The organism is Pseudomonas sp. FA-1, from assembly GCF_056856075.1.
The window spans coordinates 172,792-195,421 of sequence record NZ_JBWXTH010000005.1; the positions used below are offsets into that span (position 1 = coordinate 172,792).

The following is a 22,630-nucleotide window of genomic DNA, read 5'->3' on the forward strand; positions in this document are numbered from 1 at the left end:
GGTGGCGCCGCCTAATGGAGTGTTTATGGCAGTCAAGGTCCTGGTGGTGGATGATTCCGGTTTCTTCCGCCGCCGCGTCTCGGAAATTCTCTCGGCCGACCCGACGATCCAGGTCGTCGGTACTGCGACCAACGGCAAGGAAGCGATCGACCAGGCGCTGGCGCTGCGACCGGATGTCATCACCATGGACTACGAAATGCCCATGATGGATGGCATCACCGCGGTACGCCACATCATGCAGCGCTGCCCGACGCCGGTGTTGATGTTCTCCTCGCTGACCCATGAAGGCGCCCGTGTCACCCTCGACGCGCTGGATGCCGGCGCAGTGGACTACCTGCCGAAGAACTTCGAGGATATCTCGCGCAACCCGGACAAGGTCAGGCAGTTGCTGTGCGAGAAGGTCCACACCCTGTCGCGCAGCAACCGTCGTTTCGGCGGCTATGCCACGGCCATCGCGACGCCAACGCCTGCACCCGCCAGCCATGCCCCGGCCAGCAGCCTGGGCAGCGCATCGCCGGCCCGCAGCGCCGTTCCGGCTGCCCCGGTGACGCGCAGCGCGGCGGGCAGCAGCCACGCGCCCGCGCCCAAGCGCAAGCCCTACAAGCTGGTGGCCATCGGGACGTCCACCGGCGGCCCGGTGGCGCTGCAACGGGTGCTCACCCAGCTGCCGGCCAGCTTCCCGGCGCCGATCGTACTCATCCAGCACATGCCGGCAGCCTTCACCAAGGCCTTCGCCGAGCGCCTGGACAAATTGTGCAGGATCAGCGTCAAGGAAGCCGAGGACGGCGATGTGTTGCGCCCGGGCCTGGCCTTGCTGGCCCCAGGCGGCAAACAGATGATGGTCGACGGCCGAGGCACGGTGAAGATCCTGCCGGGCGACGAGCGCCTGAACTACAAGCCATGCGTGGACATCACTTTCGGTTCTGCGGCCAAGTCCTATGGCGACAAGGTGCTGTCGGTGGTGCTCACCGGCATGGGGGCCGACGGCCGTGAAGGTGCACGTCTGCTCAAGCAGGGCGGCAGCACCGTATGGGCCCAGGATGAGGCCAGCTGCGTGATCTATGGCATGCCCATGGCCATCGTCAAGGCCAACCTGGCCGACGCGGTGTACAGCCTGGACGAAATCGGCAAGCACCTGGTCGAGGCGTGCATCTGATGGACGTGCTGAGCCTGATCGGCCTGATCCTCGCCTTTGTCGCCATCGTCGGCGGCAACTTCCTCGAGGGCGGTCATGTCGGCGCCTTGATCAACGGCCCGGCGGCCCTGATCGTGCTGGGCGGTACCCTGGCGGCGGCGCTGCTGCAGTCGCCGTTGCCGGCCTTCAAGCGGGCCTTGCAGATCCTGCGCTGGATCTTCTTTCCGCCCCGGGTGGACCTGCCCGGTGGTATCGACCGGGTCGTCAACTGGAGCCTGACCGCACGCAAGGAAGGTCTGCTGGGCTTGGAAGGGGTGGCCGATGCCGAGCCCGACCCCTATGCGCGCAAGGGCTTGCAACTGCTGGTCGACGGCGCCGAGCCGGAGGCCATCCGCAGCATTCTCGAGGTCGACTTCCTGACCCAGGAAAGCCGTGATATCCAGGCGGCCAAGGTATTCGAAAGCATGGGCGGCTACGCGCCGACCATCGGCATCATCGGCGCGGTCATGGGCCTGATCCATGTGATGGGCAACCTGGCCGACCCCTCGCAGTTGGGCAATGGCATCGCCGTGGCGTTCGTCGCCACCATCTATGGCGTGGCCAGCGCCAACCTGATCCTGCTGCCGGTCGCCAACAAGCTCAAGGCCATCGCCCTGCGCCAGTCGCGCTATCGCGAGATGCTCCTGGAAGGCCTGCTGTCGATCGCCGAAGGGGAGAACCCACGCTCGATCGAGCTGAAGCTGCAAGGCTTCATGGAGTAGACCATGGCCCGTCGTCGCCATACCGAGGAACACGAGAATCACGAGCGCTGGCTGGTGTCGTACGCCGACTTCATCACCTTGCTGTTCGCCTTCTTCGTGGTCATGTACTCGATTTCCTCGATCAACGAGGGCAAGTACAAGGTCATTTCCCAGGCGCTGATCGGCGTGTTCAACGACCCCGAGCGCAGCATGAACCCGATCCCCATCGGCGACGAACGCCCGCTGACCATCAAGCCGGCCGAGCCACTGGTCAAGGACAGCGAACAGACCGATGCGGGCCTGGCGCAGAGCAGTGTGGACCCGTTGCAAAGCATTGCCGACGACGTGCGCGAGGCATTCGGCGATTTGATCAAGTCCGACCAGATGACGGTGCGCGGCAACGAACTGTGGGTGGAGATCGAGCTCAACTCGTCGCTGTTGTTCGGCAGTGGCGATGCCATGCCAAGCGACGTGGCCTTCAACCTCATCGAGAAGGTGGCGAACATCCTCAAGCCGTTCGCCAATCCGGTGCACGTGGAGGGTTTCACCGACAACCTGCCGATTCGCACGGCCCAGTATCCGACCAACTGGGAACTGTCGTCGGCGCGCGCGGCGAGCATCGTCCGCTTGCTGGCCATGAATGGTGTGAACCCGGCACGCATGGCCTCGGTGGGCTATGGCGAGTACCAGCCGGTGGCGAGCAACGACACCGCCGAAGGCCGGGCCCGCAACCGTCGGGTGGTCCTGGTGATTTCCCGTAACCTCGAGGTGCGTCGCAGCCTGACCGGTTCCGGTAGCGCCAATGCCACGCCAGATGCGGCTTTGCGCCGTGCTGGCACACAAAGTGCACCGGCAACGCCAGCAGCGGTGGCGGGGCCATAACTCGTCAATTCTCTGGCACCGTGTCCCTGCGGGGAGGCGGCGAAGCCGGTTCCCACAGCGGGCAGCGTCATCAACGAGTCATGAGTCGTCCTATGAGAGTCTGGGCAGTAGCCAATCAAAAAGGTGGCGTCGGCAAGACCACCACTACCATCGCCTTGGCCGGCTTGCTGGCCGAGGCGGGCAAGCGCGTGGTCGTGGTCGACCTCGACCCCCACGGCTCGATGACCAGCTACTTCGGGCACAACCCCGACGCCCTGGAGCACAGCTGCTACGACCTATTCCTGCACAAGGGCTCGGTACCCGAGGGCCTGCCCGGGCAACTGCTGCTGCCGACCAGCGACGAGCGTATTTCGTTGCTGCCCTCGAGCACCGCGCTGGCAGTGCTCGAGCGCCAGTCGCCGGGGCAGAGTGGCCTGGGCCTGGTAATCGCCAAGAGTCTGGCGCAGCTGTGGCAGGACTTCGACTTCGCCTTGATCGACAGCCCGCCACTGCTCGGTGTGCTGATGGTCAACGCCCTGGCGGCCAGCCAGCAGTTGGTGATCCCGGTGCAGACCGAGTTTCTCGCCGTCAAGGGGCTCGAGCGCATGGTTGGAACCCTGGCCATGGTCAACCGCTCGCGGCGTCAGGCCTTGCCCTACCAGATCGTGCCGACCCTGTTCGACCGGCGGACCCAGGCCTCGCTGGGCACCCTCAAGGTGCTGCGCGACAACTACGGCGAACAGGTCTGGCCGGGTTATATCCCGGTTGATACACGCCTGCGCGACGCGAGCCGGGCGGGGGTTACGCCTTCGCAGTTCGATGGCAAGAGCCGTGGCCTGATCGCTTACCGGGCGCTGCTCAAGCACCTGCTCACCCAACAATCGGCACTGCAGGTGGCCTGATGAATTCCGCACGGCAAACCACCACCAAGCCGCAACTGGCCCTGCAGTCCTACCTCGATGGTCTGCTCCAGGAGGCCACGCAGGAACTCGACCCGCTCCCGGGGCCGGCCGAGGCGGCTCCCAGCGACGAATTTGCCGAGGCGGTTCGCCAGGAGCAGGCACAGGACGCCCTGCGTGAAGCCCATGCCCCTGTAATGCTGCGGCCATTCGCTGAGCCCGAGGCCAAGGTCCTGCCCTCGGTGCTGGCACCCGTCGAGCTTGAGCCGGTGTCCGCCGAGGTCGTGGGCGAGGCCGAAAAAGCAGCTGAGGTGATCACGCCTGTGGCGCCCCTGGTCGATGTGCACTTGCCATCAGCCGGCGCGGTGCTGCCGCCCAAGACTGTCGACGGGCGCCCGGCCTGGGCGGCCGAGCCGTTCGAATGCCTGTTGTTCGATGTCGCCGGCCTGACCCTGGCCGTGCCGCTGGTCTGCCTGGGTTCGATCTACAGCCTGGCTGGCCAGGAACTGACTCCGTTGTTCGGCCAGCCAGACTGGTTCCTCGGCATCCTGACCTGCCAGGCGGGTAACCTCAAGGTACTGGACACCGCGCGCTGGGTCATGCCCGACCGCTACCGCGAGGACTTCCGCCAGGGCCTGCAATACGTGATTTCCGTCCAGGGCTATGAATGGGGGCTGGCCGTGCACCAGGTCAGCCGTTCCCTGCGCCTGGACCCGGCCGAGATCAAGTGGCGCAGCCAGCGTGGGCAGCGCCCATGGCTGGCCGGCACGGTGATCGAACACATGTGTGCCTTGCTCGATGTCGCCGAACTGGCTGAGTTGATCGCCAGCGGCGCCGTCAAGCAGATGCACGCCAAACACCAATGACCGAACACACCGCCGAGCGCGGATTTCAAGGGGTAGGGGAATGAAAAAGTCGTCTGCACAAGGTTCCGAAGATCCGATCCTGCAGTGGGTAACCTTCCGTCTGGACAACGAGTCCTACGGCATCAATGTCATGCAGGTGCAGGAAGTCCTGCGCTATACCGAGATCGCGCCGGTACCGGGTGCGCCGAGCTATGTGCTGGGCATCATCAACCTGCGCGGCAACGTGGTCACGGTGATTGACACCCGCCAGCGTTTTGGCCTGATGCCCAGCGACGTCACCGACAACACCCGTATCGTCATCATCGAGGCGGACAAGCAGGTGGTCGGTATCCTGGTCGACAGCGTCGCCGAGGTGGTCTATCTGCGCCAATCGGAGATCGAAACCGCGCCGAATGTCGGTAACGAGGAGTCGGCCAAGTTCATCCAGGGCGTGTGCAACAAGAATGGCGAGCTGCTGATCCTGGTCGAGCTGGACAAGATGATGACCGAGGAAGAGTGGTCCGAGCTGGAGAACATCTGAGTTGATCTTCGAGGCTGCTGTCCTTCTCCTGGTGCTGCTATGGGCGCTGAGCCTGTGGTTGTTCCTCAACTACAGCAAGCGCCAGCGCGAGCTGGCCGCCCAGCAGGCCCAGGGCGATGCGCTGCGTGACCAGCGCATCAAGGACCTGGCCAAGCGCCTGGACGACTACCAGAACGGTACCGTGCGCATGGGCGAGGCGATCCACGAATTGCGCGCGGTGGTCGCCCCGTTGCCCGACAAGCTCCAGCAACTGGAGCAGCGCGACCCCAACAGCGTGACCTTCACCCAGGCGGCCAAGCTGGTGGGCATGGGTGCCAGCGTCGAGGAGCTGACCCGCACCTGCGGCCTGACCCAGGCCGAAGCGGAGCTGATGAGCAAGCTGCATCGCAGCGAGTGAAGCGATCCATCGACCTCTTTGTAGGAGTGGCCTTGCACCGCGATGGGGCGCGAAGCGGCCCTGAGTTCATGTGCACGGTTTGCCCGAGAAACTGGTATGGCCGATATTAGGGCCGCTTTGCGCCCCATCGCGGCACAAGGCCGCTCCTACAGGTTTCTGTCAGATCAATGAGTTTCGCGCTATGAGGGCAGGCGCAGCTGCGTGGGCGTGACGTCGCGCTCGGGCGGCGGTGCGTCATCGAAGCCCGCAGGCACCTTGCCACGTAACTGCCAGGCGAAGGCAATGATCTCGGCGATGGTCAGGTACAGCGCCTCGGGGATCTGTTCCCCCAGCTCCAGGCGCGCCAGCAACCGCACCAGCTCGGCATTCTCATAGATCGGCACCTCGTGTTCGCGGGCGATGGCAAGAATGGCCTCGGCCAGTTCGTCGTCGCCCTTGGCGCTTAAGGTCGGGGCTTGCTGGCCGTCGTAGCTCAGGGCGATGGCCTGGCGCGGTTGCTTGCTGCTCATGCGTTTTCATCCACCCAACGTTGTTCCAGGCGTGTGCGTGCCCCTTGCGGCGGGGTGCCGGGGTGGCACTCCAGGTCGCCAACCTCCAGGCCGCGAGCCACCAGCCGTTCGCGCAGCTCACCCAACTGACGCTCGATCAGCTGCGCGGTCTGGGGCAACTGCGCCCACAGCTGGCCCGAGAGCCGACCCTGGTTCAACTGTGCCTGGACCTGCAAGGGGCCGAGCGGTGGCAGGTCGAATGCCAGTTCGATACGCCACAACGACGCCAGCGGATCGCGTTGTTCTCGTTGCGGGTCGGCCTGTTGCTCCGGCGTTTCCTCGCGTTGCAGCTTGACCTGCAAGGGTATGAATTCCTGGCCATGGCGGATCGGTATTTCAGACTGCCAGGTGGTCAGCAGGTTGCCGTTTTCGTTGATGCCGGTTTGCTGCAGGCTGGACAGCTGATGGGCCTGCAGGCGTGCGATGGCGGCGGCGGCCAGGCGCAGCAACTGCTGCAGGTCGCCTTCCTCTTCCAGGTTCTTCACCAACCGCGAGGGTAGAGGGAATGCGCCGGGGTGAGGCTTGGGCGTATTGCGCTCGAGCATGCCCAAGGCGCCTCGGGCCATACCGGGAAAGACCTGCGCCAGCGTATTGGCCACCGCTGGGTTGAAGGGCGTCCCGGTAGGGAGGGAAGGCATGGCCTGGGCCACCAGGCGAATCAATTGCGCCTTCAAGTCCGTTGCCACGCCGCTTGCCAGCCCTGCCAGCAGCTTCGATTCGAGGAAGGCGCCACTGCTTTGCAGCGCCTGGGCCACGGCCTTGGCGTCGCCCAGTTGCCGTGCCTCAGGAAGGCTTGCCAGCAGGCGTTCGGCACTGACCCGCAGATCGCCGTTGCCGTTCGGGGTGCGTGCCAGTTGTTGCAAGGCATCGAGCAACCCCGGCAGCGAGGCCTGGCGGCTCTGCTGCGCACCAAGCATTTGAGTAATGGCCAGATGATCCTGGCGACCGCCCAGAGGCACGAAGCGCAGCGACTGGTCACCCTGTACCAGGGCGCTGAGCAGGCTGCCCACCGCCAACGGCCTCGGGCTGTCGATGGTCAGGGTGGCGCCGGCCTGGGGGCTGTTGAGCAGACTCACCAGCGAACGGAAGCTGGCCGCTTCGCCGGGATTCATCGGCAGGGCCTGGCTGGTCAGCACCTTGCCTTGCAACAGGGTGCCGACCGGCACCTGGGCTGTATCGAGGCGGGTGAGGGCCGCACTGTTGCCGGCATTGACTTGCTGCACGAGGATTGCAAGGCGGTTGCCTTCGGTCTGGGTGACGGTTACCTGGCTACCTTGGGGCAGGGGCTGGCTGGCGCTGGCCTGCAGCTGGGTCTGGTTGCCGTTGGCCAGGGTCAGGCGCAGCAACAACTGGAAGTCCTGGCCGACCTGGCGCAACGACAATACATCGGCCCGGGCGGTCTCGCCGGGTGCCATCAAGCCCGGCTGAGGCTGTAGCAGACGCAGCAATTCGCCGGTCATCGCGGCCTTGCCGGCTTGCAGGCCCAGCACGGTTTGTGCGCCGAGACTATTGATTTCAGTCATGATTGTATACAACCTGTCGGACCAGCCCTCTTGGCAGCGGGACGTTGCATGTAATAATGCCCGCCCGTCCGCCATTGCCACTATAACGGCAGTGGCTGGGGCGACTTGAGACACTGGGTCGAGGTTCGCTGCCGCCTTCATGCAGCGAGCCTGGGCCCAACCTGTATAAGGCGAAACCGTGACCCTTCACCTACAAGCCACAGGCCTGGCCTGCGAGCGCGACTGGCGATTGCTCTTCGAGCACCTGGAATTCCAGTTGCGGCCCGGTGACATGCTACAGATCAGCGGCCCCAACGGCAGCGGCAAGACCAGCCTGCTGCGCCTGTTGGCCGGGCTGATGCAGCCGACGGCCGGGCAGATCCTGCTGGGCGGCCAGCCGCTGGCCGAGCAGCGCCATGCCCTGGCCAGTATCCTGCTGTGGATCGGCCATGCCGCCGGCATCAAGGACCTGCTCACCGCCGAGGAAAACCTCGCCTGGCTGTGCGCCCTGCACCAGCCGGCCAGTGCCGAGGCCATCTGGCAGGCCTTGGCTGCGGTAGGCCTGCGGGGTTTCGAGGATGTGCCGTGCCATACCTTGTCGGCCGGCCAGCAGCGCCGCGTGGCCCTGGCCCGGTTGTACCTGGACAGCCCACCGTTGTGGATCCTGGACGAACCCTTCACGGCCCTGGACAAGCAGGGCGTGGCCCAGCTCGAGGCACACCTGGCGGCCCACTGCGAGCAGGGGGGGACGGTAGTACTGACCACCCACCACAACCTCGAGCGCAAGCCCTCCGGCTACCGCGAACTGAACCTGGGGCAATGGGCGGCATGAGCGTATTCATCCTGTTGCTGCGCCGCGAGGCGCGCCTGTTATGTCGTCGTCCGGCGGAGCTGGCCAACCCGCTGGTGTTCTTCGCGATCGTCGTCGCCTTGTTCCCACTGGCGGTCGGGCCTGAGACACAATTGTTGCAAACCTTGTCGCCAGGCCTGGTCTGGGTGGCCGCGTTACTGGCCGTGCTGCTGTCGCTGGACGGCCTGTTTCGCAGCGACTTCGAGGACGGCTCGCTGGAACAGTGGGTGCTGTCGCCGCACCCCTTGGCAATGCTGGTGCTGGCCAAGGTGTTGGCGCACTGGATCTTTTCCGGGCTGGCGCTGGTATTGTTGGCACCGCTGCTGGCGCTGATGCTGGGCCTGCCCGCCAATTGCCTGCCGGTACTGCTGGGCTCGCTGCTGCTGGGTACACCGGTGCTGAGCCTGCTGGGCGCAGTGGGCGCGGCGCTGACCGTCGGTCTCAAACGCGGTGGCCTGTTGCTGGCGTTGCTGATCCTGCCGCTGTATATCCCGGTATTGATCCTGGGCAGTGGCGCCTTGCAAGCGGCATTGCAGAATATGCCCGCCACCGGCCATTTGCTCTGGTTGGCCAGCCTGACGGCCCTGGCGGTGACACTGGCACCTTTTGCGATCGCGGCCGGCCTGAAGATCAGCGTCGGCGAATAACGAGTCTCGGGCTTCCAAGCCCGGCAAATACCCTGGATGTACCCTGATGAAAATGAGCTGGACGTGGTTCCACAAGCTGGGCTCCCCCAAATGGTTCTATGCGATCAGTGGGCGCATGCTGCCCTGGCTGACCGTTTCCGCCGTCCTTCTGCTGTTGGTCGGCATCACCTGGGGGCTGGCCTTCGCGCCCCAGGACTACCAACAGGGCAACAGCTTCCGGATCATCTACATCCATGTGCCGGCCGCCATGCTGGCGCAGTCGTGCTATGTGCTGCTGGCGGTGGCTGGAGTGGTGGGGCTGGTATGGAAGATGAAACTGGCCGATGTCGCCCTGCAATGCGCCGCCCCCATCGGTGCCTGGATGACTGCGGTGGCGCTGGTGACCGGGGCGATCTGGGGCAAGCCGACCTGGGGTAGCTGGTGGGTCTGGGATGCACGCCTTACCTCCATGCTCATCCTCTTGTTCCTGTACTTCGGCATCATTGCCCTGGGTCAGGCGATCAGCAACCGCGACAGCGCGGCCAAGGCCTGCGCGGTGCTGGCCATCGTCGGCGTGGTGAACATCCCGATCATCAAGTATTCGGTGGAGTGGTGGAACACCCTGCACCAGGGCGCCACTTTCACCCTGACCGAAAAGCCTGCCATGCCGGCTGAGATGTGGTTGCCATTGCTGCTGACGGCGCTCGGTTTCTACTGCTTCTTCGGCGCAGTGCTGTTGGTGCGCATGCGCCTCGAGGTGCTCAAGCGCGAAGCCCGTGCCAGCTGGGTGCGGGAGGAAGTACTGAACAGCCTGGGTCGGAGGGCCGCCTGATGAGTTTCGCATCCTTCGGTGATTTCCTCGCCATGGGGCACCATGGCTTGTACGTCTGGTCGGCCTATGGCATCTGCCTGGCAGTGCTGGCGCTCAATGTCGCAGCGCCCCTGCTGGCCCGCCGCCGCTACCTGCAAGAAGAGGCGCGTCGTCTGCGCCGGGAGAACAACCAGTGAATCCGCAGCGCAAGAAACGCCTGTTCCTCATCCTCGGCCTGCTGGTCGGCGTGGCCATCGCCGTCGGCTTCGCCCTGAGCGCCCTGCAGCAGAACATCAACCTGTTCTATACCCCGACCCAGATCGCCAATGGCGAGGCGCCCCTCGATACCCGCATCCGCGCAGGCGGCATGGTCGAGAAGGGCTCGGTGCAGCGCTCGTCCGACTCGCTGGACGTGCGCTTCGTGGTCACCGACTTCAACAAGTCGGTGCCGATCACCTACCGTGGCATCCTGCCTGACCTGTTCCGCGAAGGGCAGGGCATCGTGGCCTTGGGCAAGCTCAACGCCGAAGGCGTGGTGGTGGCCGACGAGGTACTGGCCAAGCACGACGAGAAATACATGCCGCCCGAGGTCACCAAGGCCCTGAAGGAGAGCGGCCAGGCGGCCACCGGCGCGGAGCCCAAGCCATGAATGCGGCCCTGGTGATCCCCGAACTCGGGCAGTTGTCGATGATCCTGGCGATCTGCTTTGCCGTGGTGCAGGCCAGTGTGCCGTTGCTCGGCGCCTGGCGCGGCGACAGCCTGTGGATGAGCCTGGCACGACCGGCGGCGTGGGGGCAGTTCGCCTTCCTGGCGTTCGCCTTCGCCTGCCTTACCCATGCCTTCATGACCGACAACTTCTCGGTAGCCTATGTGGCCAGCAACTCCAACAGCGCCTTGCCCTGGTATTACAAGTTCAGCGCCGTATGGGGCGCGCATGAAGGCTCGCTGTTGCTCTGGGCGCTGATTCTGGGGGGGTGGACCTTCGCCGTGTCGGTGTTCTCGCGCCAGTTGCCGCAGGTGATGCTGGCCCGGGTACTGGCGGTGATGGGCATGATCAGCGTGGGCTTCCTGTCGTTCCTGATCATCACCTCCAACCCGTTCGAACGCCTGTTGCCCCAGGTACCGACTGACGGGCGCGACCTCAACCCGCTGTTGCAGGACTTCGGCCTGATCGTCCATCCGCCGATGCTGTACATGGGCTACGTCGGCTTCTCGGTGGCCTTCGCCTTCGCTATCGCCGCCCTGCTGGGCGGGCGCCTGGATGCCGCCTGGGCGCGCTGGTCGCGGCCCTGGACCATCGTCGCCTGGGCCTTCCTCGGCGTCGGCATCACCCTGGGCTCCTGGTGGGCCTACTACGAGCTGGGCTGGGGCGGCTGGTGGTTCTGGGACCCGGTGGAAAACGCTTCCTTCATGCCATGGCTGGTAGGTACGGCGTTGATCCACTCGCTGGCGGTCACCGAGAAGCGTGGGGTATTCAAGAGCTGGACCGTGCTGCTGGCGATCGCTGCCTTCTCCCTGAGCCTGCTGGGGACCTTCCTGGTCCGTTCCGGCGTGCTGACCTCGGTGCATGCCTTCGCATCCGACCCATCCCGTGGCGTGTTCATCCTGGTCTTCCTGCTGTTCGTGGTCGGCGGCTCGCTGACCTTGTTCGCCCTGCGCGCCCCTGTGGTCAAGAGCCAGGTGGGCTTTGCCCTGTGGTCGCGCGAGACCCTGCTGCTGGCCAATAACCTGGTGCTGGTGGTGGCGGCGTCCATGATTCTGCTCGGTACCCTCTACCCGCTGGTGCTCGATGCCCTGACCGGGGCGAAGCTTTCGGTCGGCCCGCCTTACTTCGATGCATTGTTCCTGCCGTTGATGGCATTGCTGATGGTGGTATTGGGGATCGGCGTGGTTGTGCGCTGGAAGGACACCCCGGGCAAATGGCTAGTGGGCATGTTGACCCCGGTGCTGCTGGGCAGCGCGGTGCTGGCGCCGGTCGCTGGCCTGCTGGTCGACGACTTCGACTGGCCGGCCCTGAGCGCGTTCGCCCTGGCCGCCTGGGTGGTACTGGCGGGCGTGCGCGACATCCTCGACAAGACCCGTCACAAGGGCATGGCCAAGGGCTTGCGCGGCTTGTCGCGCAGCTATTGGGGCATGCACCTGGCGCACCTGGGCCTGGCGGTGTGTGCCCTGGGCGTGGTGCTGTCGAGCAACAACAGTGCCGAGCGCGACCTGCGCATGGCGCCGGGCGAGACCGTGGAACTGGGGGGGTATCACTTCCTGTTCGAGGGCGCCCGGCACTTCGAGGGGCCGAACTTCATCTCCGACAAGGGCACCGTGCGCATCAGCCGCGACGGCCGCGAGGTGACCGTGCTGCACCCTGAGAAGCGCCTGTACACCGTGCAACAGTCGATGATGACCGAGGCCGGTATCGACGCCGGCTTCACCCGCGACCTGTACGTCGCCCTCGGCGAGCCCCTGGACAACGGTGCATGGGCGGTACGGGTGCATATCAAGCCATATGTCCGCTGGATCTGGCTGGGCGGTCTGCTGACCGCGCTGGGTGGCTTCCTGGCGGCGTTCGACCGACGCTACCGCGTCAAGGTCAAGGCCCGGGTGCGTGATGTCCTGGGCATGTCTGGAGCAACTGCATGAAGCGTTGGATCATGGTGTTGCCGTTGGCGGTGTTCCTGCTGATGGCGGTCTTCCTCTACAAGGGCCTGTTCCTCAAGCCCGACGAACTGCCCTCGGCGATGATCGGCAAGCCGTTCCCGGCCTTCTCGCTGGCCTCGGTCCAGGGCGACCGCACGCTCACCCCGGCCGACCTGCAGGGCCGCCCGGCACTGGTCAATGTCTGGGCCACCTGGTGCCCATCGTGCAAGGTCGAACACCCTTACCTGAACCAGCTCGCCGAGCAGGGCGTGGTCATCCACGGGGTCAACTACAAGGACGACAACGCCGCGGCGCTGAAATGGCTGGCCGACTTCCATAACCCCTACCAGCTGAACATCCGTGACGAGCAGGGCAGCCTTGGGCTGGACCTGGGCGTGTATGGGGCACCGGAAACCTTCCTGATCGATGCCAAGGGCATCATCCGCTACAAGCACGTGGGCGTGGTCGATGCCACGGTCTGGCGTGAACAACTGGCGCCGCTGTACCAGGGCCTGCTCGACGAGGCCAAGCCATGAGGCGCTGGTTGGCAGTGGCGGTGTTGGTCCTGGGCGTGGCCGGTGTGGCCCGGGCCGCCATCGATACCTACCAGTTCCGCGATGACGCCGAGCGCGAGCGCTACCAGCAACTGACCAAGGAGCTGCGTTGCCCCAAGTGCCAGAACCAGGACATCGCCGATTCCAATGCGCCGATCGCAGCCGACTTGCGTCGGGAGATCTTCCGCATGCTCGGCGAAGGCAAGAGCAACCAGCAGATCGTCGATTTCATGGTCGATCGCTATGGCGACTTCGTGCGCTACAAGCCGGCGCTCACCGGCCGCACCTGGCTGCTCTGGTTCGGCCCGGGCATCCTCCTGGCCTCGGGCTTCGTGGTGCTGGCGCTGATCGTGCGCCGTCGTCGCGGGCCGGTAGCGGCCTCGACCGAGCAATTGTCGCCTGAAGAACGCGAGCGCCTCGCCAAACTGCTGGATAAAGAACAGACCCATGACTGAATTCTGGCTTAGCGCGGGCCTGCTGTTGCTCGCCGCCCTGGCTTTCCTGCTGATCCCGACCCTGCGCGGCCGCCGCCAGCAGCAGGAAGAAGACCGTACTGCCCTCAATGTCGCCCTGTACCAGGAGCGGGTCGCCGAGCTGGCGGCCCAGCAGGAAGCCGGCGTGCTCGATGCCGACCAGCTGGCCAAGGGGCGTGACGAGGCAGCCCGTGAACTGTTGGCCGATACCGAGGGCGCCGAGGCGTCGCGCCAGGGCCATCTGGGCAAGGCGCTGCCGCTGCTGGCGGCGGTCCTGGTGCCGGCGATGGGCCTTGGGCTGTACCTGCATTTCGGCGCCGCCGACAAGGTCGAGCTGACCCGCGAGTTCGCCCAGGCGCCGCAATCGATGGAAGAAATGACCACGCGCCTGGAGCGTGCCGTGCAGGCCCAGCCGGACTCGGCAGAGGGTCTGTACTTCCTTGGCCGCGCCTACATGGCCGAGCAGCGCCCGGCCGACGCCGCACGTATTTTCGAGCGCGCCGTCGCCTTGGCCGGTCGCCAGCCCGAGTTGCTTGGCCAGTGGGCCCAGGCCTTGTATTTTGCCGCGAACAAGCAGTTCAGCGAGCAGGTGCAGGCCCTGACCGACGAAGCGCTCAAGGCCGACCCCAAGGAGGTGACCAGCCTTGGTCTGCGCGGGATCGCCGCGTTCGAGGGCGAGCGCTACCAGGAGGCGATCGACTATTGGCAGCGCCTGCTGGCGCAATTGCCTGAGGGCGACGCTTCACGCGCCGCGCTTCAGGGCGGCATCGACCGTGCCGCCGAAAGGCTGCAGGCGGTGGGCGGTAAACCGGCGGCAGCGCCCGAGGCTGCTCGCCTGAAGGTGCGGGTGACACTGGCCGACAAGCTCAAGGACAAGGTCAAGCCCGGCGACACGGTGTTCATCTTCGCCCGTGCCAGCAATGGCCCGCCCATGCCCGTTGCGGCCAAGCGCGTGACGGTGGCTCAGTTGCCGCTGGAGGTGGAGCTGTCCGACGCCGATGCGATGATGCCGCAGATGAAACTGTCGGACTTCAGTGAGGTCCAACTGGTTGCCCGTGTGTCCCGTGCCGGCCAACCGACCCGGGGCGAGTGGATCGGCCAGAGCGCGCCGCTGTCCACCCATACCGAGGCAGCCCAGCACCTGACTATCGACAGCCCAGATCAATAAGAGAGCATTTGCATGAACAGCGCCGTCCGTCTGACCCTGATCACCCTGGCACTGGGTCTTTCCGCCTGTACGGTGCAACAACCAAGCGACGAGCCGTGGCCGCCGGTCGAAACCGCGCCGCCGCGCCAGGGGCCGGTGATCAAGCCGGCGCCGAGCGGGCAGCCGAGCACCCGGCCGAGTAAACCGGCCAGCGCGCCCAAGGCCATGCCGCGCACCTCCGCCAGCTTCGCACCGCCGCCGGGCGGCGCCAGCCACTGGGACCCGCGCATGGGCGTCTATGTGCTTGAAAACAAGCCCAACACCTTCTATCGCCAGCGCACCTACTACCGCTGGAACAATGGCTGGAGCTGGTCGCTGAGCCCCGAGGGCCCTTGGCAGGAAACCGACAGCAGCGGCGTTCCGGGCGGCCTGGGTCGGGCGTTCGCTCAGTAAACGTCGACTACCGATACAGTACAGTTATGGCCCAATATTCTCATTGACTGTACTGGCCGGTCCCCACGCATAATCCCTTCTCGCACACGAGCCGGAGGGCGCATGAGCAAGACCGTTCTGGTGCTGGTGGAAACCGTCGATGACTATTTGCCGCTACTCGAGCAGGCCGGTTTTCGGCTGATCCGCGCGCCGTCGCCGCAATTGCGCGCCGAGGCCATCGTGCGCTTCGGTGCCCAGGTCGATGCGGTACTGACCAGCGGCCCGCTGGGCCTGACGGCCAACGAGATCGAAGCCTTGCCGGCGCTTAGGATCATCTGTGTGATCGGCGCCGGCTACGAACAGGTCGACCTGGCTGCCGCCTCGGCTCGCGGCATTACCGTGACCAATGGTGCCGGCGCCAATGCCGCGGCGGTCGCCGACCATGCCCTGGCGCTTCTGCTGGCCTTGCTGCGCGATGTGCCACGGGCCGATGCCAGCACGCGCCGGGGGGAATGGAACCGGGTCATCAGCCCTTCGGTGAGCGGCAAGCGCCTGGGGATCCTTGGCCTGGGCGCGGTCGGTCGGGCGATCGCCAAGCGGGCGAACCTGGGCTTCGACATGAGTATCAGCTACCACAGCCGCACGCCGCGTCGCGACGTGCCCTACACCTGGCATGACAGCGTGCCGAGCCTGGCCGAGGCCGTGGATATCCTGGTGGTGGCGACGCCCGGGGGGCATGCCACCCGCCACCTGGTCGATGCCCAGGTGCTGCAAGCGTTGGGGCCGGACGGCTATCTGGTCAACATCGCCCGGGCCAGCGTGGTCGATACCCAGGCCCTGGTCGATGCCCTGAGCCGAGGTGCGATCGCAGGCGCCGCACTGGATGTCTTCGATGACGAGCCTGCCGTGCCCGATGCGCTCAAGGTGCTCGGCAATACCGTGCTCACACCTCATGTGGCCGGCCAATCACCGGATGCGGCACGGGATACGGTGAACCTGGTGCTCCTTAACCTGCAGGCGTTCTTTGCCGGTGAGCCGGTGCTGACCCCGGTCCGTTCCTGACCCTTTCCCCTGAACCTGCCGGGCCTGAGGCCGGGCATGAGGAGCTTTTGCATGCAACTCGAGATCTTCCAGGTCGATGCGTTTTCTGCCACACCGTTCGGTGGCAACCCGGCGGCAGTGGTGCCGTTGGAGTGTTGGCTGCCGGATGAAACGCTGCAGCGTGTGGCTGAGGAGAACAACCTTTCCGAGACGGCGTATTTCGTACGCAATGGCGAGGCGTTCGACTTGCGCTGGTTCACGCCCAGCGTCGAGGTGGATTTGTGCGGGCACGCGACGTTGGCGGCGGCCTGGGTGCTGTTCGAGCAGTTGGGCGAGCAGGCCGCGGTGCTGCGGTTCAATACGCGCAGCGGGGAATTGCGGGTCAGCCGTGGCAGCGATGGGTTGCTGGCGATGGACTTTCCGGCCAAGCAGCCGGTGGCGGTCGACGTGCCCGAAGGGTTACTCGAGGCGCTGGGGCTGAACAGTGTCCGGGCGGTTTATCGTACCGATGATTATGTGGTGGTGATCGACGATGCGGCGTTGCTGGAGCCCTTGGCACCGGACTTCGTGGCATTGGGCGCGTTCGATGTGCGTGGTATCGCGGTGACCGCGCCGGGGCGAGGGTTCGATTTCGTGACGCGGTGGTTTGGACCGCGGGTAGGGGTCAACGAAGACCCGGTGACAGGGTCGGCGCATACCTCGCTGGCGCCCTATTGGGCTGAGCGGCTAGGCAAGCGCAGCCTGATATGCGAGCAGGGCGGCCGGCGCAAGGGGCAGTTGTGGTGCGAGGTGCCTGGGAATGGGCGGGTGATCATCAGCGGGCGGGGGGCGTTGTACCTGCGTGGGGTGATCTCTATCTGATGGGTTGCCTTCGGTTTCCTGGCGGCGTTCAAGTTACCGGTTGCGCCAATCGCGACGTCAGGAGGCCGGATGCAGGAGCCAGCGGTTTTGCCTACTTTTGCCCAAGAGCAAAAGTAGGTCGCCGTAAAGGCGAAAAGCGCGAGGGTGTCAGAAATTTTGTGTTCGGGCATAACATGAGTAAGAGGTGCATGTATGCCAACCAAAAAGAAACCCTTGCGTGACCTGCCCAAAATCCCCAAAGAGCTGCTGGAGCAGTTCGGTGAGGGCCTGATGACTGCAGAGGCTATCGAGGATGCGTCTGCGGCGTTCAAGAAGGCCTTGATCGAGCGCGCCCTGCATGCCGAGCTCGGCCACCACCTGGGTTATCCGCCGGGCGCGCAGCGCCCAGAGGATGAAACCAATCAACGTAACGGCAAGAGTGGCAAGACGGTTTTGACCGGTGATGGCCCGCTGCGGCTGGAAATTCCTCGTGACCGAGACGGCAGTTTTGCGCCCATTCTCATCCCAAAGCACGAGCGGCGGTACACCGGTTTCGATGACAAGATCATCGCCATGTATGCCCGTGGAATGACTGTCAGAGAGATCCGGGCCTTTCTGTCCGAGCAGTATGGAACAGAGGTCTCACCCGACTTCATCAGCTCTGTGACAGACGAGGTCATGGAAGAGATTGGCGCCTGGCAACAGCGGCCATTGGAGCCGATGTACCCGGTCATTTTCTTTGATGCACTGCGGGTGAAGATCCGCGAAGAAGGCCTGGTGCGCAACAAGGCCATTTACCTGGCACTGGGCGTTCTACCCGACGGGACGCGCGATATCTTGGGCATCTGGATTGAGAACACCGAAGGTGCGAAGTTCTGGATGAAGGTGTTCAACGATCTCAAGACGCGTGGTGTCGAGGATGTGCTGATTGCCGTGACCGATGGGCTTAAGGGCATGCCAGAGGCCCTCAGCGCAGTGTTTCCAGAGACGACGCTACAGACGTGCATCGTGCACCTGATCCGCAACAGCCTGGACTTTGCAGCCTGGGACAAGCGACGGGCACTGGCCAAGACACTTAAGCCGATCTATCAGGCCATCAACGCCGAAGCGGCTGAGCAGGCACTCGATGAGTTTGAAAATGGGCCCTGGGGCAAGCAATACCCAACGGTCGTCGCGGCCTGGAGACGCGCCTGGGATCGAGTGATTCCCTTCTTTGTCTTCCCGCCTGCCATCAGGAAAGTAATCTACACCACCAACGCCATCGAGAGTATCAATGCCCAGCTGCGTAAGGTCATCAAGACCCGGGGCCATTTCCCGAACGATGACGCAGCCACCAAGCTGATCTGGCTGGGGCTGCGAAACATCACGGCGAACTGGGGCTCAGCGGCGCATGATTGGAAAAATGCGATGAATCAATTCGCGATTTTGTACGGAGATCGGTTCATCAGGCCGACCTGGTGAAAATCAGGGCCTGCCTGACGGCAGGCCGTTACCGGCCCGCACACAAAAAATCTGACACTTCCACCACCAGAAACGAATACCCACACGACCTAAATGCCCAAGCCCAACAGGAGATCCCCAACCTATACTTCCAAACCCAATCCCCAAGGAGCTCCACCCATGCCCCTGGAAAAACAAGGCACCTGCCTCTGCGGCCAAACCCACCTGAAAGTCACCGTCGACAATACCCATATCAGCGCCTGCCACTGCAGCATGTGCCGCAAATGGACCGGCGGCCCCCTCTTGGTCGTACACTGCAGCCAACCCCCCCAGATCGAAGGCACGCCCCCCACCGTCTACGACTCCTCCGACTGGGCCCAACGCGGCTTCTGCGGCCAGTGCGGCACGCACCTGTACTACCGCCTGAAGGCCAACGACTTCTACGCCATCCCGGTTGGCCTGCTGGATGGTGATGAAACCTGGGACTTCGATCTACAGATCTTCGTCGAACAGAAACCCGCCTGGTACTGCTTCGCCAACCAGACCAAGGAACTGACCGGCCAGGAAGCCTTCGAGCAGCTCGGCTAGGCGACCCTAGGCGCCTCGCGGCCTTGCCAAAGCGGTTCATTCCTGAGAAAACGGCGGCCACGAAATCCGTTTCAGGAACAACAGGCATGAGCAGCGAACTGCAAATCATCGATCTCGAGGAAGGCCAGGGCAAGGCCGTGGTCAAGGGCGCCTTGATCACCACCCAGTACACCGGCTGGCTGGCCGACGGCAGCGAGTTCGACTCGTCCTGGTCGCGGGGCAAGCCGTTCCAGTGCGTGATCGGCACCGGTCGCGTGATCAAAGGGTGGGACCAGGGCCTGATGGGGATGCGCGTCGGCGGCAAGCGCAAGCTGCTGGTGCCGGCACACCTGGGCTATGGCGAGCGCAGCGTGGGTTCGATCCCGCCCCACTCGGACCTGACATTCGAGATCGAGTTGCTGGAAGTGCTGACGCGGGATGATTGAGTCGTTCATAGGCTCAGCCGCAACGTGCGGCAGTGGCGCGACCATGGAGCGCATAGCTGCCCGACCTGAGCCAGTGGGTCGGGCAGCGCGCAATTGAGAACCTATCGACCGAACATCATCGGCCAGCCCACCACTTTCTTCGCCCGAGGCGTGGCGTAGGTCCGCACCTTGGAAGTGCTCAGGCCCATGCGCACCAGCGACTCGGCGATGGTCACCGCCGCACTGACACCATCGACCACTGGCACGCCGGTGCGCTGACGGATCTGCTCGTCCAGCCCGGCCATGCCGCCACACCCGAGGCAGATCACCTCGGCCTTGTCGTCGCGCACGGCCCGTTCAGCCTGCTCGACGATCGCCTCCACCGCGCGCCGTGGGTCGGCTTCCAGGTCGAGCACGGCCAGGCCGCTGGCGCGCACCGAGGCGCATCGATCGAACAGGCCCGAGAGCTTGAGGCGGTCCTCGATCAGCGGCACGGTGCGGTCCAGGGTGGTGACCACCGAGTAGGCGTGCCCCAGGTACATGGCGGTGCTGGCTGCGGCATCGGTGATGTCCACCACCGGCACATCCAGCAGCTCCTGCAGGCCCTCGCGGCCATGCTCGCCGTAACCTGCCTGGATCACTGCATCGAAGGGGTCTTCGTAGGCCAGCACGCGGTCCATGACGGCGATGGCGGCCAGGTAGCTCTCGAAATTGCCTTCCACCGACTCGGCACCGAACCAGGGGGTCAGGCCGATGATTTCGGTACCCGGCGAGGCCACGCTGCGGGCCTGTTCGGCGATGGCGTCGGTGATGGCGCAGGTGGTGTTCACATTGGCGATCAAGATGCGCATGAAGGATCTCCCTATCAATGGCTGCTGTGGTCGACGGCGATGGCTTCGCCGCTGACGTCGAGGTATTGGCGGTTGCGTGGCGCGAGCAGCAGGTACAGGGCGGCGGCGGTGCCGGCGCCGATCAGCCAGGAGAACGGCGCGACGCTGTGGAAGTTGGGCACCAGGGCCAGGACGATGGCCAGCAGCGCGGTGGGCAGGAAGGCGGCGACGGCGCGCAGGTTGATGCCTCGGGTGTAGAAATAGGCGCCGGCCGGGTTCTCGCTGTACAGCTGCGGGACGTTGACCTGGCCTTTGCGCAGCAACCAGTAGTCGGCCATGATCACACCGTACAGCGGGCCGAGCAGGGCGCCCAGGCCAGACAGGAAGTACACGATCACCAGCGGGCTGTTGTACAGGTTCCAAGGCAGGATCAGCACTGCCAGGGTCGCGCTGATCAGCCCCGCGCGGCGGAAGTTCAGGTGGCGTGGCGCCAGGTTGCTCAGTACGAAGGCCGGGGCGACGAAGTTGGCCATGATGTTCACCGCCACGGTGACGATCAAGAAAGCCAGGCAACCCAGGACCAGGAACGGCGTGCTGGGGATGTTGGCGACGATCTGGGTGGGGCTGTCGATCACCTGGCCGTTGATCTGGAACTGGGCACCGCACAGCACTGCGGTGATGGTCGCGAACACCAGGATGTTCACCGGCAGGCCCCAGAAGTTGCCCACGCGGATGGTCTTGCGGCAGGGCGAGGAGCGGGCGAAGTCACAGAAGTTCAGCACCAGCGTGCCGTAGATCGCCAGCCACAGGGCGCCGCCAGCGAAGATGTTGCGCCACATCTCGTAGCCGGTCAGCGGCTCGGCCACCGACCAGGCGATGCGCGCATCGGCCTGGAAGTACATCCAGCCCGCAAGGCTTGCCACGGTCAGCAGGATCACCGGGCCGGCGAAGGCTTCGTAGCGGCGCACCATCTCCATGCCGTAGGCCAGGATCACCAGCTGCACCAGCCAGATCGCCACGAAGCACACCCAACCCAGGCTCGACAGGCCGAGGATGCTGTCTTGGTCATGGATGGCCAACTGCGGCCATATCGCCGTGAGCAATACCCGCAATACCACCGAGGCCAGGTACGTCTGGATGCCGAACCAGGCGATGGCGATGACCGCGCGGATCAGGGCTGGGATCTGTGCGCCATGGATCCCGAACGCGATGCGGCTGATCACCGGGAAGGGCACGCCGGTCTTCTGCCCCATATAGCCGGACAGGTTCATGAAGAAATACACCAGTGCTGCGCCGATGGCCAAGGACAGCAGGATCTGCCAGCCACCCAGGCCGAGCGCGAACAGCCCCATGGCGAATGAATAGTTGGCGATGTTGTGCACGTCGTTGGTCCACAGCGCGAAGATGCTGTAGCGCCCCCAGCGTCGGCCTTCGCTGCGGGTCGGGGCCAGGTCGCGGTTATGCAGGCGTGGGCTGAGTTCGAGGTCCGGTAGATCACCGGCGAGTGGAGTGGAAGTGGGGTTGGTGCTGGCAACGGATAGTTCAGGGGCAAGGTTGAGGCTGGTACTCATTCCGGCAGGCTCCTGATGCGTGTGGACTGCGATGATCGGGCATGCGCACGGGCTCGCCATCTCGTCGGTGCAGCGTTGGCATCACTGGGTTCTGGGCGCAACGGCCTGCCGGGGCAGGTGCTGCGGGTTCTTATGTATTTACGTTTTGTTTAACTTGTATACAAAACACGAGGACACAAAAGCGAGTTCCATGCCAGGCGAAAAGCAACTTTCAGCGTGAGGCTTTTTCGAATTTATCTTGTTGAAAGATAAGTGAATGAAATTGAGGAATTATAAGTTGACCAAATGAACAGTTTTTATTTTTGAGGTGCGCTGTTAGTTGATCGATTGGTCAGTTTTTAGCGGCGGAAGTATGTAACGTGCTGAGGCGTTACTGCACAAAAGTGCACACAAAAATGGCACCTAAGGTGACATTTGTGTGTACAAAAATTAACCGTTGCGTATCCGAACTGCTATTCCATGGGTGGCAGCCGGCGTTTGACCGGTGTCTTCTTGATGATCGCCGTGTTGGTTTCGGCCAGCACATTGATGCGATCGAGCAGGGTGTCCAGCTGTTCCATGGAGCGCACGTGCAGACGGGCGATGAAGCAATCCTCGCCAGTGACCTTGTCGCATTCGGTGAATTCGGGGATGGCGATGATCTGCCGCTCGACTTCCTGCAACTGTCCTGGCAGTGGCCTGATACGCACGATGGCCTGTAGCTGGTAACCGAAGCTGCGAGGGTCGACATCCACCGTGTAACCGCGCAGCACGCCACGTTCCTCCAGGCGGCGTAGGCGTTCGCTGACACTGGGTGCCGACAGGCCGCTGACCTGCGCCAGTGCCTTGAGCGAACGGCGGGAGTCTTCCATCAAGGCATTGATCAACAGCTGGTCTATGGCATCGGTCATGTCGCCCTCGTTAGGTGATTTCCTGTATTCGCCT

At 64.3% G+C, this 22,630-nt stretch carries 27 protein-coding genes; 22 read left to right on the forward strand and 5 right to left on the reverse strand.

The genetic code is table 11. From position 1 onward, the window contains the following. The first annotated feature begins 25 nt into the window (after positions 1-25). From AC1MHZ_RS11460 to AC1MHZ_RS11490, 7 genes are all read left to right on the forward strand, one after another. Positions 26-1,156 carry a protein-glutamate methylesterase/protein-glutamine glutaminase gene (locus tag AC1MHZ_RS11460; protein WP_084858214.1) on the forward strand — a complete coding sequence of 377 codons (1,131 nt, stop codon included), beginning with the start codon at positions 26-28 and terminating at the stop codon, positions 1,154-1,156. Beyond that, positions 1,156-1,896: a flagellar motor protein gene (locus AC1MHZ_RS11465; protein ID WP_084858213.1), complete on the forward strand. Its 741-nt coding sequence runs from the start codon at positions 1,156-1,158 to the stop codon at positions 1,894-1,896. Before AC1MHZ_RS11460 ends, AC1MHZ_RS11465 begins: the two co-directional genes overlap by 1 nt. 3 nt (positions 1,897-1,899) lie before the next feature. Next, entirely contained in the window at positions 1,900-2,757 is an 858-nt protein-coding gene (gene motD / locus AC1MHZ_RS11470) for a flagellar motor protein MotD (protein WP_482966369.1), read from the forward strand. A gap of 92 nt (positions 2,758-2,849) precedes the next feature. Continuing rightward, positions 2,850-3,638 (forward strand): ParA family protein, encoded by a 789-nt coding sequence (locus AC1MHZ_RS11475; protein WP_084858211.1) that lies wholly within the window; start codon positions 2,850-2,852, stop codon positions 3,636-3,638. Further along, a complete protein-coding gene (locus AC1MHZ_RS11480; protein WP_324815535.1) occupies positions 3,638-4,501 on the forward strand; it encodes a CheW domain-containing protein in 864 nt (287 codons plus the stop codon). The genes AC1MHZ_RS11475 and AC1MHZ_RS11480 overlap by 1 nt, the downstream gene beginning before the upstream one ends. 40 nt (positions 4,502-4,541) lie before the next feature. Then, a complete protein-coding gene (locus AC1MHZ_RS11485; RefSeq protein ID WP_016393802.1) occupies positions 4,542-5,021 on the forward strand; it encodes a chemotaxis protein CheW in 480 nt (159 codons plus the stop codon). Position 5,022: 1 nt separating this feature from the next. Further along, positions 5,023-5,418, forward strand: coding sequence for a DUF2802 domain-containing protein (locus AC1MHZ_RS11490; protein WP_482966370.1), 396 nt, complete (start codon positions 5,023-5,025; stop codon positions 5,416-5,418). A gap of 179 nt (positions 5,419-5,597) precedes the next feature. Here the strand turns inward: AC1MHZ_RS11490 and AC1MHZ_RS11495 are convergent, their stop codons facing one another. Both AC1MHZ_RS11495 and fliK read right to left on the reverse strand, forming a co-directional pair. Then, positions 5,598-5,927 (reverse strand): EscU/YscU/HrcU family type III secretion system export apparatus switch protein, encoded by a 330-nt coding sequence (locus tag AC1MHZ_RS11495; RefSeq protein WP_084858208.1) that lies wholly within the window; start codon positions 5,925-5,927, stop codon positions 5,598-5,600. Further along, entirely contained in the window at positions 5,924-7,489 is a 1,566-nt protein-coding gene (fliK, locus tag AC1MHZ_RS11500) for a flagellar hook-length control protein FliK (RefSeq protein WP_084858207.1), read from the reverse strand. The genes AC1MHZ_RS11495 and fliK overlap by 4 nt, the downstream gene beginning before the upstream one ends. Positions 7,490-7,667: 178 nt before the next feature. Between fliK and ccmA the strand changes: the two genes are divergently transcribed. The 15 genes from ccmA (at position 7,668) to AC1MHZ_RS11575 (ending at position 19,326) form a co-directional block, all read left to right on the forward strand. Continuing rightward, positions 7,668-8,300: a cytochrome c biogenesis heme-transporting ATPase CcmA gene (gene ccmA / locus AC1MHZ_RS11505; protein ID WP_084858206.1), complete on the forward strand. Its 633-nt coding sequence runs from the start codon at positions 7,668-7,670 to the stop codon at positions 8,298-8,300. Next, positions 8,288-8,965 (forward strand): heme exporter protein CcmB, encoded by a 678-nt coding sequence (gene ccmB, locus AC1MHZ_RS11510; protein WP_411969532.1) that lies wholly within the window; start codon positions 8,288-8,290, stop codon positions 8,963-8,965. The genes ccmA and ccmB overlap by 13 nt, the downstream gene beginning before the upstream one ends. 46 nt (positions 8,966-9,011) lie before the next feature. Then, the gene (locus AC1MHZ_RS11515; RefSeq protein ID WP_084858205.1) at positions 9,012-9,776 is read left to right on the forward strand and encodes a heme ABC transporter permease; all 765 of its coding nucleotides are present in this window, start codon (positions 9,012-9,014) and stop codon (positions 9,774-9,776) included. Further along, positions 9,776-9,952: a heme exporter protein CcmD gene (ccmD, locus tag AC1MHZ_RS11520; protein WP_084858204.1), complete on the forward strand. Its 177-nt coding sequence runs from the start codon at positions 9,776-9,778 to the stop codon at positions 9,950-9,952. The genes AC1MHZ_RS11515 and ccmD overlap by 1 nt, the downstream gene beginning before the upstream one ends. Next, positions 9,949-10,404, forward strand: a complete 456-nt coding sequence (ccmE, locus tag AC1MHZ_RS11525) for a cytochrome c maturation protein CcmE (RefSeq protein WP_084858203.1) — start codon at positions 9,949-9,951, stop codon at positions 10,402-10,404. The genes ccmD and ccmE overlap by 4 nt, the downstream gene beginning before the upstream one ends. 11 nt (positions 10,405-10,415) lie before the next feature. Continuing rightward, complete coding sequence (locus AC1MHZ_RS11530; RefSeq protein WP_482966407.1) at positions 10,416-12,389, forward strand: heme lyase CcmF/NrfE family subunit; 1,974 nt, start codon at positions 10,416-10,418, stop codon at positions 12,387-12,389. Next, positions 12,386-12,922, forward strand: a complete 537-nt coding sequence (locus tag AC1MHZ_RS11535; RefSeq protein ID WP_084858201.1) for a DsbE family thiol:disulfide interchange protein — start codon at positions 12,386-12,388, stop codon at positions 12,920-12,922. Before AC1MHZ_RS11530 ends, AC1MHZ_RS11535 begins: the two co-directional genes overlap by 4 nt. Further along, complete coding sequence (locus tag AC1MHZ_RS11540) at positions 12,919-13,395, forward strand: cytochrome c-type biogenesis protein (protein ID WP_368830008.1); 477 nt, start codon at positions 12,919-12,921, stop codon at positions 13,393-13,395. The genes AC1MHZ_RS11535 and AC1MHZ_RS11540 overlap by 4 nt, the downstream gene beginning before the upstream one ends. After that, a complete protein-coding gene (ccmI, locus tag AC1MHZ_RS11545) occupies positions 13,388-14,581 on the forward strand; it encodes a c-type cytochrome biogenesis protein CcmI (RefSeq protein ID WP_324818828.1) in 1,194 nt (397 codons plus the stop codon). The genes AC1MHZ_RS11540 and ccmI overlap by 8 nt, the downstream gene beginning before the upstream one ends. A gap of 12 nt (positions 14,582-14,593) precedes the next feature. Beyond that, complete coding sequence (locus tag AC1MHZ_RS11550; protein ID WP_084858198.1) at positions 14,594-15,013, forward strand: hypothetical protein; 420 nt, start codon at positions 14,594-14,596, stop codon at positions 15,011-15,013. A 102-nt stretch (positions 15,014-15,115) separates the two neighbouring features. Beyond that, a complete protein-coding gene (locus tag AC1MHZ_RS11555) occupies positions 15,116-16,054 on the forward strand; it encodes an NAD(P)-dependent oxidoreductase (protein ID WP_482966371.1) in 939 nt (312 codons plus the stop codon). Between the two features lie 51 nt (positions 16,055-16,105). Beyond that, entirely contained in the window at positions 16,106-16,894 is a 789-nt protein-coding gene (locus AC1MHZ_RS11560) for a PhzF family phenazine biosynthesis protein (protein WP_084858196.1), read from the forward strand. 192 nt (positions 16,895-17,086) lie between these two features. Next, the gene (locus AC1MHZ_RS11565) at positions 17,087-18,334 is read left to right on the forward strand and encodes an IS256 family transposase (RefSeq protein WP_482966372.1); all 1,248 of its coding nucleotides are present in this window, start codon (positions 17,087-17,089) and stop codon (positions 18,332-18,334) included. A 159-nt stretch (positions 18,335-18,493) separates the two neighbouring features. Continuing rightward, positions 18,494-18,901, forward strand: a complete 408-nt coding sequence (locus AC1MHZ_RS11570; protein WP_084854598.1) for a GFA family protein — start codon at positions 18,494-18,496, stop codon at positions 18,899-18,901. Between the two features lie 86 nt (positions 18,902-18,987). Beyond that, complete coding sequence (locus tag AC1MHZ_RS11575; RefSeq protein WP_224456368.1) at positions 18,988-19,326, forward strand: FKBP-type peptidyl-prolyl cis-trans isomerase; 339 nt, start codon at positions 18,988-18,990, stop codon at positions 19,324-19,326. 101 nt (positions 19,327-19,427) lie between these two features. Here AC1MHZ_RS11575 and AC1MHZ_RS11580 read toward each other — a convergent pair whose 3' ends face one another. From AC1MHZ_RS11580 to AC1MHZ_RS11590, 3 genes are all read right to left on the reverse strand, one after another. Continuing rightward, positions 19,428-20,156, reverse strand: coding sequence for an aspartate/glutamate racemase family protein (locus tag AC1MHZ_RS11580; RefSeq protein ID WP_084854604.1), 729 nt, complete (start codon positions 20,154-20,156; stop codon positions 19,428-19,430). Between the two features lie 14 nt (positions 20,157-20,170). Next, complete coding sequence (locus tag AC1MHZ_RS11585; protein WP_324817601.1) at positions 20,171-21,706, reverse strand: NCS1 family nucleobase:cation symporter-1; 1,536 nt, start codon at positions 21,704-21,706, stop codon at positions 20,171-20,173. 452 nt (positions 21,707-22,158) lie between these two features. Then, positions 22,159-22,596 carry an Lrp/AsnC family transcriptional regulator gene (locus AC1MHZ_RS11590; protein ID WP_084854606.1) on the reverse strand — a complete coding sequence of 146 codons (438 nt, stop codon included), beginning with the start codon at positions 22,594-22,596 and terminating at the stop codon, positions 22,159-22,161. Positions 22,597-22,630 lie beyond the last annotated feature (34 nt).